The sequence below is a fragment of the Methylobacterium bullatum genome (assembly GCF_014845095.1).
In the GTDB taxonomy this organism is placed as follows: domain Bacteria; phylum Pseudomonadota; class Alphaproteobacteria; order Rhizobiales; family Beijerinckiaceae; genus Methylobacterium; species Methylobacterium bullatum.
Genome location: NZ_NKUG01000096.1, coordinates 1 through 10,497, shown reverse-complemented (window position 1 = coordinate 10,497; position 10,497 = coordinate 1). Strand labels below are relative to the sequence as shown.

Genomic DNA, 10,497 nt, shown 5'->3' with positions numbered 1-10,497 from the left:
GACGGCACGGCCTTGCGCGAGGGTGGCGGGATCGAGGTCGAGGGACCGCATGCCCTCGCCGCGCGTCCCGGCGGTGAGGAAGAGCGTCGCTTCCGCCAGGCCGTAGGACGGCCTCAGCGCGCGGGCGTCGAAACCGGCGGGAGCGAAGCGCTCGGCGAAATCGGCCATTGTGGAGGCCCGGACCATTTCCGAGCCCGAGAAGGCGATCTGCCAGCTGGACAGGTCGAGCCGCGCGACGGTCTCGTCGTCGACCCTGTCCTGGCATAGGCGGAACGCGAAATCGGGGCCGCCGCTCACCGTGCCGCGATGATGGTGGATGGCCTCCAGCCAGCGCGCCGGGCGGCCGAGGAAATGCTTGGGCGACATGAGAACGCCCAGGATGCCTGCGTAGATCGGCTGCAGCATGCCGCCGATCAGACCCATGTCGTGATAGAGCGGAAGCCAGCTCACCATGACGTCGTCGGGACGGAAGTCGAACCCGACCCGGATCAGCCGCTCGTTGGCAACGAGGTTGGCGTGGCTGACGACCACGCCCTTGGGCACGGCCGTGGACCCGGACGTGTATTGCAGGAAGGCGACGTCCTCCGGCGACGGCGCCGCCTCGAGCCGACCGGCGGGCTCCGCGTCGCGGGATTCGTCCGCCGAGATGTCCTCCACCGGCAGGACCGCGCTGCGGATTCCCGCCGTGGCGAGCATGGCGTGAACGGAGTCCGCGTCGTCGTGATGGACGAGGATCAGCGACGGCTCGGCGTCATCGATGATCGCGGCGATGCGCGCCTGATGCTGCGCCCGGCGCGGCTCGGGCGGGAACACCGGGACGGCGATGAGCCCCGCCTGGAGGCAACCGAAGAAGCCCGCGACGTAGTCGAGCCCGGTATCGAGCAGGAGGCAGACCCGGTCGCCGGGGCTGGCCGATTGCCGAAGCCGCGCTGCGATGGCCCGCGCCCGACGGTGGAGCTCCGCGTAGGTGACCGCGACCTCGCCCCGCTGCGGGTCGTCGAGGAAATGAAGGGCGGAGACCTCGCCATGGGTCTCGGCCAGCCAGCGCAGGTGACTGACGAAGTCCGTGGCGGGCGGGACCACCAGCGACGCGCGCGGGAAACCGTCGGTCATCATGTGTCCTGCCATGTCGTCGAAACGGGATGTCATCGAAACGGGGCGCCGGGGTTCAGGCGCAGGCGTTGCCGGCAAGGGCACGGCGCAGGCTCAGGGGCCGCATGTCGGTCCAGACCGTGTCGATATGCTCGAGGCACGCGGCGCGGGCCCCGGAGAAGCCGGTGGCGCTCCATCCGGCCGGCACCGGGCGATGGGCGGGCCAGACGGAATACTGCTCTTCCCCGTTGATCACGACGAGGAACGTCGCTTCGCTGTCGTCGGTGGCCATGGCGTTGCGCTCCGCGAATTTGGTCGGTCTCGCAGCCAGAGACGGTGGCGGATCGCCGAAATTTAAGCGGCGGCGCACAATTTTTCCGGCCGGCTCCTAAATCCCTCCCCTGCCCGAACGTCCCTTTGCCTGACGACCGCCGGCGGATCGCCGCGGTGATCCGTGTCGCTCGGCGCAGGAATGGAGGTTCGGTGATGACGGAATCCTACGACCACTCGGATACGTCCTTCCCCCTGCGCGGGGTCTTCCGGGACGAGGGGCCGAGGCGCGGGGACGATGACGACGCGCCGGTCTACGATGCGCTCGGCATCGGCTTCGGCCCGTCGAACCTGTCGCTGGCCATCGCCCTCGACGAGGCGGGACGGCGGCGAGGCCGCCAGCCCCGGGTGCGCTTCCTCGAGCGCCAGGACGAGTTCGTCTGGCACGGCGGGATGCTCCTGCCTGACAGCGGGATGCAGATCTCCTTCCTGAAGGATCTCGTCACCCTGCGTGACCCGACGAGCCCCTACACCTTCATCAACTACCTCCATGTCCACGGCCGGCTGATCGACTACATCAACCGCAAGTCGTTCTTTCCGAGCCGGATCGAGTTCAACGCCTATCTGCGCTGGGTCGCCGGGCATTTCGCCGATCGCTGCGACTATGGCGATACCGTGCTGGCCGTCGAGCCGGAGGGGCGCGGCGACACGATCCGCCACCTGCTCGTCCATTCGCGCAAGGCCGATGGCCGCGAGCGGAGACGGCGCACCCGCGCCGTCATCCTCGCCACCGGAGGCGAGCCGCGGATCCTGCCGGTCTTCGAGGAGCTGCAGGGGAGCGCCCGGATCTTCCACTCGTCGCACTACCTGTCGCGGATCGACGGCGTTCCCCTGCCGGACGGCGCCACACGCCGGCCGCGCATCGCCGTCATCGGCGCGGGCCAGACGGCGGCCGAGCTCTTCCTCGACCTGCAGAGCCGCATTCCCACCGCGGACATCTCCATGATCTTCCGCGGGCAGGCGCTGAAGCCCGCCGATGACAGCCCCTTCGTCAACGAGATCTTCAACCCGGACTTCACCGACTTTGTCTACGGCCAGCCCGAGACCCAGCGCCGGGCCATCATCGACGAGTTCCGCGGCACCAATTACTCGGTGATCGACACCGACCTTCTGACGCGCATCTTCGACATCCTCTATCAGCAGAAGGTCAGCGGCGAGCATCGCCATGCCCTGCGGCCGAGGACCACCGTGGTCGGGGCCGTAGAGCAGGCCGGCGAGATCGTCCTCGAAACCCTGGACGCCGCCACGGGGCTCACCGCGCAGGAGCCCTATGACGTCGTGATCCTGGCCACGGGCTATCGCCGCGACCGCCTGGAGACCATCATGCCGTCGCTCGCCCCGCATCTCACCGACGGCACCATCGGGCGCGACTACCGTCTCGCCACCCGCCCCGGTTTCGAGCCGGGCATCTATCTCCAAGGTTTCAGCGAACCCACCCACGGCCTGAGCGATACACTCTTGTCCATCCTGGTCATGCGGGGGCATGAGATCGCCCAATCGCTACTGGCCGACCGGCAGACGACGGCCGCGCGGGCCTGACGCGGCCCTCGGTCCACCAGCATGGCGTGCGTTGCAGCGTCGAACGGGCGAACGAAATCCATGATCCGAGCCGATGCGGGACCAAGGGGAGATTCCGGCCCGGACGATGCGGTCTACAGCCTCGACCGCGTCACGTTCTCGGTGCCCGGGCGCGTGCTGCTGCAGCCGCTGACCCTGACCATCCCCGCCGGCCGGGTCATCGGCCTCATCGGCCATAACGGCTCGGGCAAGTCGACGCTGATCAAGCTGCTCGGCCGCCAGCAGGCTCCGAGCGCCGGACGCGTCCTGTTCAAGGGCGCCCCGATCGAACAGCTCGGGGACCGCGCCTTCGCCCGCGAGGTCGCCTATCTTCCGCAGACGACGCCGCAGGCGCCCGGCATGCTGGTCAGGGAACTCGTCGCCATGGGCCGCTATCCCTGGCACGGGGCGCTGGGCCGGATGGGCGCGGCCGACCGCGAGGCCGTCGCCGAGGCGATGCGGCTCACCACGGTGACGCCCTTCGCCGAGCGCATGGTGGACAGCCTCTCAGGTGGCGAACGCCAGCGCGTCTGGCTCGCCATGCTGGTGGCGCAGAATGCCGGATGCCTGCTTCTCGACGAGCCCATCGCCGCCCTCGACGTCGCCCACCAGATCGAGGTGCTCTCCCTCGTGCGCCAGCTGTCGCGGGAGCGCGGCCTCACCGTCATCGTGGTCCTGCACGACGTGAACATGGCGGCCCGCACCTGCGACGACCTCATCGCGCTCCATGGTGGCCGCCTCATCGCGCGCGGCACGCCCGCCGAGATCGTGACGCCGGAGGGGCTGGAGGCGATCTACGGGGTGCGCATGGGGGTCATCCCCCATCCCCGGACGGGCATGGCCCTGAGCTACCTCGACTGAGGCCGGCCCGAACCCGCATCGCGCTTCGAGCGTTGGCCCGTCAGATCAGGGAGCGACGCATGTCCGAGACGACGAAACTGCCCGAACCGACCAAGGTGAACGAGGATCTGGCCGCATCCTCCTACGACCGATCGCGCGGCGGCGGCTCCGGCGAGCCCGAGCAGAACGGCGCAGCGACCGGCCCGAAGGATACCGTGAGCGGAACCGTTCGGGAAACGCCGGACGATCCGAGCGACCGGCCCGGCACCGAAGCCGAGGAAGCCGCCCGATGAGTATGGATGGATCCACGCCCGAGGCGCCCATTACGGTGTCGCTGAAGGAGCCCCGGGACAAAGCCTATTGGGCCCGCTATTTCCAGACCCCGAGCGAGGAAGTGGAGGCGGCCGTGGCGGAGGTCGGCCACGATCCGGCGAAGGTCGCCGAACGGCTCGGCAAGCCGTGGCCGTTCGAAGCCAGCGGCATCGTGTAAGGGAATCGGCTGCGGCGGGCGGTCTCCGTCCGCGCCTGGCTGGTGGGGCGCGGCATCGCCGCCTGGCGGCGGCGGGCAAGGGCGAGACCGTGCCCGTCGCGCCCAACGCCCACCCCGATGGACGCGACGACCCCGCCGGACGGCAGCGGAACCGCCGCGGCGCGTTCCTCATCACACCCGAAGGGTAGGAAGACGGGCAACCGGGCGTCAGCCCCAGAATTTCCACCATGGCTTTCGGGGGACCGCGACCTCCCGATAGCCGGTTCCCGCGACCCTATGCTGATAGATGCCCGGCGCCGGTTCCTTCAGATCACTGGGAAGCGGGAACGGACGCGGCGCGCCCAATAGGAGGGTACGGATCAGGAAATCGAGCAGCTCGGCCTGATAGGCGGCCTCACCATTTTCCATCAGCTCCACCGCGCACAGTGCCTCGGCCACGATGTGGCGCCCGTCCGACCTTCGGAAGGTGACGCGATAAGCCGCCTGCCCCGTCCAGCTTCGATGGAAACAGAGAACCGGGCCATTGAGATAGGCGAACCATTTGTCCTCCATCGCCTTCGGAACCAGGCCGCGCGCGATCCTCTCGAAATCCGCGTCGCTAAAGGAGGCCCGGTAGGGAATGGAAGCCGTCTCCCCGAACGGCAGGCGCTTCCAGTCGTCCGGCTCCGCGGTCATCGCTTGCCCGTCGGCGGCACGCCCGCCTGCTTCAGATCGGCGAGGCATCCGCGCATGACCCGCATCATCTCGGTCTCCGTTTCTGCCGAAACGCCCATGGGCCGGAGGGCGGGACTGGCATTCTCGGGCCAATCGACCCGTGTGCAGGACAGGAAGAGATGCCGAAAGCGCCGGCTGCACCCGCGCTCCGCCAGGGCGCGCAGGGCCGGCGGGTCGACGTCCCCCACGATCTCCTCGACGCTCCCGAACGCGCCGGAGGCGGGCGGCCGGTCCCGCCGCTTCCACTGGCCGGTTCGGTGCTCGATGAGGCCGTTCACGCATTCGTCCGCCAGACCCGTCGGCGGCCGGACGATGAGTTCGTCGAAGGCGCGGGCGGGCGAGGAGACCGCCAGCGACACGGCGAGCAGGCGCATCGGCATCCCGGTCCACCCCGGACGGTTCCGATCGCGATGCCGGGGACGTCGTGGATATCGACGCATTCTGCCTTCTCCTCGGGCTTAAGGCATGACCGATCCTGCCGGGACGGGCGACGCTCTTCAACCCGGCGGAGCGACGGCCGCCGAGGCCGGCCGGGTGTCCCCCTCCCGTCCGATCAGCGCTTCGATCCTGCCCCTCAGGGCCTGGATGCTGCGATAGCCCACCGAGGCGGCGACGTGGCGTGCCGCCCGGCCATCGGCCGCAAGGGCCAGGGCCCGCACGATCCTGGCCCTCGCGCGCCACTGCCCGAAGCTGAGGCCCGTTTCCCGGCGAAACCCGCGCGTCAGTGTCCGGCGGCTCACACCGGCCTGATCGGCCCAGGCGTCGAGACCGAGCGCCAAGGCGGGATCGTCGATCAACCCGAGGCAGATCCGCCGAAGGCGGGCATCCTGCGGCAAGGGCAGGGTGAGCCGGGTTTCGGGGGCGCGTCTGGTCTCGTCGAGCACCAGGGCGGCCAGATGCCCGCCCCGCCCCGTCTCGTCATACAGAACGGGCTCGCCTGTCAGGGCGACCAGGGCGGCGGCGAGGAGGGGCGAGACCTCGATGACCCGTGCCCGTTCGGAGAAGCCGGCAATCGCCTCGACGGCGAGATAGGCCGAGCACATCGCGACGTCGCCATGCATGACGACCGCGTGGGGGAGGCGTGGAGGGATCCACAGGGCATGGCCCTCCGGCACCACCCAGGTCCCGTCCTCGGCGGTCGCCATCATCAGTCCGGCGGTGGCGTAGAGCAGCTGCGCCCGCTTGTGGGAGTGCCGTTCCGTGCGGCTGCCTGCCGCGAAGGTCTTGGGCATCACCGCGACGGCCCGTGGCACGTCCTGATAGTCCTCGGCCCTGATGGAGCGCATGGTTTCCCCGTCGGCGCGGTCTGCCTTGGCCCGAACGCGTACACCTTCGGCCCGACGGCGTTCAACGGGTCAGGTAGAGCGAAGCCTGCCTGCGGAGATCCTCTATCGATGGACGCCGAAACTCTGTCCCGCCGCACCCTGCGCTTCGTCAACGTGGCGCATGCCCTCGATCACTTCGTCCTGCTGATCTACCCGACAGCCGTGCTCGCCATCGCGGCGCAGACAGGGCTGTCCTATGGAGAGCTCATCGCGCTCGCCACCGGCGCCTTCGTGGCCTTCGGGCTCTGCGCGCTGCCGATGGGCTGGCTCGCCGACCGGTTCGGACGGCGAAACCTCCTGGCGGTGTTCTTCTTCGGCTACGGCCTGTCGTGCCTCGGGGTCGCGAGTGCCGCGAGCCCGACGGCTTTCGCCCTGTGGCTCTGCGTGCTCGGGCTGGCTTCGGCGATCTATCATCCGGTCGGCTCGACCATGCTGGTCTCCCACTCGCGCCGCCTCGGGCGGGACCTCGGCGTGAACGGCGTCTGGGGCAATGTCGGCGCCGCGACGGCCTCGGGTGTCACGGCGCTGCTGGCGACGGGGTTCGGCTGGCAGGCAGCCTTCTTGGTGCCGGGCCTGGTCTGCCTCGCCTGTGGGACTGCGTTTCTCGCCATGGTCCCCGGCGACGGCGAGGGCGCGCAGGGCAAGGACAGGGGCAAGGCGGTGCTCGCGGTGTCCCGGCCCATCCCCCTGCTCGTGGTTTTCGCCTGCGCCATCGTGGCCGGCGGGATGACCTTCAACATCACCACCATCGCCCTGCCGAAGGTGGTGGACGAGCGGGTCGGCGACGGGTTGCCCCTCGCGCTGATCGGCTCCGTGGCCACCCTGGTCTTCATGGTGGGGGCCCTGACCCAGCTCGTCATGGGACGCCTGATCGACCGCTACAGCCTGCCGGCGCTGTTCCTGAGCCTGTCGGTGCTGCAGCCCCTGGGCCTGGGAATCGCTGCGCTGAGCACCGGCCTCCCGCTCCTCGCCGGCCTCGTCCTGGCCATGGCGGCGCTCTACGGGCAGGTGGTGATCAACGACGCGATGGTGGCCCGCTACGTGCCGCCGCTCTACCGCGCGCGGGCCTACAGCGTGCGCTATTTCCTCGGTTTCACCGTGAGCGGGTTCGCGGTGCCGCTGATCGCCCTGCTGCACGAGAGGGGCGGGTTCGGGCTCGTGCTCGGGATCGCGGCGGCCTGCGGCGGCGTCATCGTGGCCTCGGCGGTCGGCTTTTTCGGCCTCACGGGGAACGACCGCTCCCGGCCCCTCGCCCCGGCGGAATGAGGCGGGGCCGACCGCCACGCGACGGGCCTTCGCACCGCCATCGGACGGGGTCATCGCGAAACCTGAGCGAACGTCCTATTCCGGTCGCGCCAGCGGGAGCGATGCCATGCAGAAGCGCTACGAGATTTTCGCCGACTACCACCAGTTCTATCTCTGGGATCACGGCGAGATGCCCGACACGGCGCTGGATTACAGCGAGGACGACCTCCGGCGGAGGGTCAAGACGGCGCCGTTCCTCGTGGTGATCCAGCCCGAGCGCAACATGTCCGTGCCGGTGGAACTCGACATCGTCGACGCACCGCCCGACGAAGCCCTCGACCTCTGGGACCATGTGGTGGAGGCGAGCCTCGACCTGCCCTCGGGCCGGCTCGAAATCCACGAATGCACGGGCGGGTCCATCGACATCCTGTCCGTGGCACCCGGCACCTACCGCGTCCGCGCCTGTTTCGGCGGCCTGACCACCCTCACCGACGATCGCCTGGACGGCGAGGACCATTACCGCCTCATCCTGTGGCCGGCCCCGTCCGCTCCCCTCGCGGTGATCAAGCACTACGCCGATCCCCGCTTATGAGGTGGCCCCGCTCCGTGCGGCGGCGCTGTTCGCCCATCTGGCGCAGACGATGGGTCCCCTCTCCTTCCAAAGCGACGGTCCTGTCGGTCGAGCGCTTTGGGGCGGCCATGGTGTTTTGCTCCGCAGCATGGTGAGGAGCTTTTGGGCGGATGGCCGGTTTCGTGGCTTACGTGAAGCGGGCGATCACGGCCGCGTCGAGGGGGTCGGTCTCGACGCCTTTGCCCAAACACACAAAAGCCCGCCTCGGCCGAAGCCGGGCGGGTGAAGTTTTGCTCATAGGAAGGCTCCCCGAGAGGAGCGACAGCATCTTGGTCCTTCTGGTATACCAGCGTCAAGCCCGGAACGTCACCGGGCCGGCGGAAACCGCCGTCTCGTCGGCTCCAGCGCCTCTCCGAGAGAATCGTCGCCCCATTCTGCGCCGAGATCCCCGGAAAAGAGCGGGGAGCCGTCGGCCCCCCGCTCCTCATGTGGTCTTTGTCGGCGTGTCGGGCCATCCGGTGCCGGAGGGCGACCGACCGCCGGGGAAGCCCGCGTCAGACGATGAACGACCCGCTGTCGAGGACATGATGGCCCTGAAGGAGGACGGAGAAGTCGACCGCTCCGTCGCCGTTGGTGTCACCCTGCAGGAGGGTGTTGCCGCCGCCGAACTTCATCCGCAACTCGCCGGCCTCGCCGGAGAACGCCTGGGTTCCGACGAACTGGAAGCCCTGGTCGCCGGCTAGCCCCGAATTCGCATCGATCGCGCTGAAGTCGATGCGGTCTCCTTGTGCGAAGTCGAAGTCCTTGACGATGTCGCGCCCGCCGATGGCGACGTCGCTGTCGGTGACGTCCTTGAACACGAAGGTGTCGGCACCGCCGCGGCCGTAGAGAAGGTCACGGCCGTCGCCGCCGTAGATCGCGGTGTCACCGGCATTGCCGTAGATCTCGTTGTTACCGGCATTGCCGTTGGCGGTGAGAGCCGCGGTTCCGCTGAGAACCATCTTCTCCGTATTCGCTTCCATCGTGTGGCTGACGGTCGAGCGGATCGTATCGAAGCCCTCGCCCGGCTGTTCGATGGCGCGATCCCCGGCATTGTCGATGACATAGGTGTCGTTGCCGGTTCCCCCGCGCATGGTGTCGGCCCCGGTGCCGCCGAGCAGAGTGTCGTTGCCGCCGCGGCCCGTCATGACATCGTCGCCGGCCCCCCCGCTCAGACGGTTGTTGCCGTCGTTGCCGGTGATGGCGTTGTCGAGGTCGTTGCCGAAACCGCTCAGGTTGCCAGTCCCCCTCAGGACGAGGTTCTCGACATTGGCCGAGAGCCCGTAGGTCACCGAGGCATAAACCGTGTCGTTGCCCTCGCCCGGGAGTTCCACGATCTTATCGCCGACCCTGTCGACGAAGTAGGTGTCGTCGCCGAGACCGCCATGCAGGGTGTCGTTGCCGGTTCCGCCGTCGAGCCTGTCGTTTCCGCCCTTGCCGAACAGGATGTCGTTGCCGCCACCACCATTGAGCACGTTGTCCCCGCCGGTTCCGAAAATGGCGTTGTTCAAGCCATTGCCGGTCCCGTCGAGATCTCCGGCTCCGGTCAGCACGAGGCGCTCGACATTGGCCCCGAGGGTGTGGTCGATCGAGGAGCGCACGGTATCGGTGCCCTCGCCGGCCAACTCGATGACCCGATCGCCCGCAGCGTCGACCACGTAGGTGTCGTCGCCGGTGCCCCCGCGCATCGTGTCCGCACCGGTGCCGCCGAGAAGGGTGTCATTTCCCCCGCGTCCGGAGAGCGTGTCGTTACCGGCGCCGCCGTCGAGGCGGTTGTCGCTGTTGTTGCCGGTCAGGCTGTTGGCACCGCCGGTTCCGGTGGCGTCGATGGCGCCGGTTCCGGTGAGAACGACGGTCTCCACATTGGCACCGAGGCTGTAGGTCACCGACGAGCGGACGGTGTCGTTGCCCTCGCCAGCCTCCTCGATGACCTGATCGCCCGTGGAATCCACCACGTAGACGTCGTCACCGGCTCCGCCGCGCATGATGTCGTTGCCGGTACCGCCAACGAGGACGTCGTCGCCGCCACGCCCGGTGAGTCGGTCGTTGCCGGCCCCGCCGTCGAGGCGGTTGTCGCCATCATTGCCGGTGATCCTGTTGTCGAGGGCGTTGCCTGTCCCGTCGATGGCGCCGGTGCCCCTGAGAACGAGGTTCTCGACGTTGTCGGGAAGGGTGTAGGTCACCGACGAGCGGACGGTGTCGTCGCCTTCGCCGGCATCCTCCACAACGGTGTCGCCGGCCGAATCGACGATGTAGGTGTCGTCGCCCGCCCCGCCGATCATGGTGTCGTGGCC

The 10,497-nt window shown here is 68.9% G+C and carries 12 protein-coding genes; 6 read left to right on the top strand and 6 right to left on the bottom strand.

Annotated elements, in window-relative coordinates:
* Together MBTS_RS14720 and MBTS_RS14715 are read right to left on the bottom strand one after the other, a co-directional pair.
* Nucleotides 1-1,116 (bottom strand): AMP-binding protein (locus MBTS_RS14720; RefSeq protein ID WP_192215930.1); only part of this gene is annotated, 1,116 nt, incomplete at its 3' end.
* Between the two features lie 52 nt (nt 1,117-1,168).
* Nucleotides 1,169-1,384, bottom strand: coding sequence for an MbtH family protein (locus MBTS_RS14715; RefSeq protein WP_056143585.1), 216 nt, complete (start codon nt 1,382-1,384; stop codon nt 1,169-1,171).
* 194 nt (nt 1,385-1,578) lie between these two features.
* Here MBTS_RS14715 and MBTS_RS14710 point away from each other — a divergent pair, with 194 nt between their 5' ends.
* From MBTS_RS14710 to MBTS_RS14695, 4 genes are read left to right on the top strand one after another with little or no spacing between them, the layout of a single operon-like run.
* Entirely contained in the window at nt 1,579-2,961 is a 1,383-nt protein-coding gene (locus MBTS_RS14710; protein ID WP_238253964.1) for a lysine N(6)-hydroxylase/L-ornithine N(5)-oxygenase family protein, read from the top strand.
* Between the two features lie 60 nt (nt 2,962-3,021).
* A complete protein-coding gene (locus MBTS_RS14705) occupies nt 3,022-3,840 on the top strand; it encodes an ATP-binding cassette domain-containing protein (RefSeq protein ID WP_018045651.1) in 819 nt (272 codons plus the stop codon).
* A gap of 59 nt (nt 3,841-3,899) precedes the next feature.
* Nucleotides 3,900-4,112: a hypothetical protein gene (locus MBTS_RS14700; RefSeq protein WP_192215929.1), complete on the top strand. Its 213-nt coding sequence runs from the start codon at nt 3,900-3,902 to the stop codon at nt 4,110-4,112.
* A complete protein-coding gene (locus tag MBTS_RS14695) occupies nt 4,109-4,309 on the top strand; it encodes a DUF3606 domain-containing protein (protein WP_147833402.1) in 201 nt (66 codons plus the stop codon). The genes MBTS_RS14700 and MBTS_RS14695 overlap by 4 nt, the downstream gene beginning before the upstream one ends.
* Nucleotides 4,310-4,516: 207 nt before the next feature.
* Here the strand turns inward: MBTS_RS14695 and MBTS_RS14690 are convergent, their stop codons facing one another.
* The 3 genes from MBTS_RS14690 to MBTS_RS14680 form a co-directional block, all read right to left on the bottom strand.
* Complete coding sequence (locus MBTS_RS14690; RefSeq protein ID WP_192215928.1) at nt 4,517-4,984, bottom strand: hypothetical protein; 468 nt, start codon at nt 4,982-4,984, stop codon at nt 4,517-4,519.
* Nucleotides 4,981-5,397 carry a hypothetical protein gene (locus tag MBTS_RS14685; RefSeq protein WP_210322811.1) on the bottom strand — a complete coding sequence of 139 codons (417 nt, stop codon included), beginning with the start codon at nt 5,395-5,397 and terminating at the stop codon, nt 4,981-4,983. The genes MBTS_RS14690 and MBTS_RS14685 overlap by 4 nt, the downstream gene beginning before the upstream one ends.
* A gap of 123 nt (nt 5,398-5,520) precedes the next feature.
* The gene (locus MBTS_RS14680; protein ID WP_192215926.1) at nt 5,521-6,309 is read right to left on the bottom strand and encodes a helix-turn-helix domain-containing protein; all 789 of its coding nucleotides are present in this window, start codon (nt 6,307-6,309) and stop codon (nt 5,521-5,523) included.
* A 108-nt stretch (nt 6,310-6,417) separates the two neighbouring features.
* Here MBTS_RS14680 and MBTS_RS14675 point away from each other — a divergent pair, with 108 nt between their 5' ends.
* Both MBTS_RS14675 and MBTS_RS14670 read left to right on the top strand, forming a co-directional pair.
* Complete coding sequence (locus MBTS_RS14675; protein ID WP_192215925.1) at nt 6,418-7,614, top strand: MFS transporter; 1,197 nt, start codon at nt 6,418-6,420, stop codon at nt 7,612-7,614.
* 106 nt (nt 7,615-7,720) lie between these two features.
* A complete protein-coding gene (locus MBTS_RS14670) occupies nt 7,721-8,185 on the top strand; it encodes a hypothetical protein (protein WP_147833265.1) in 465 nt (154 codons plus the stop codon).
* A gap of 533 nt (nt 8,186-8,718) precedes the next feature.
* On the opposite strand, the gene MBTS_RS14665 is transcribed toward MBTS_RS14670, so the two are convergent.
* Nucleotides 8,719-10,497 (bottom strand): calcium-binding protein (locus MBTS_RS14665; protein WP_192215924.1); only part of this gene is annotated, 1,779 nt, incomplete at its 5' end.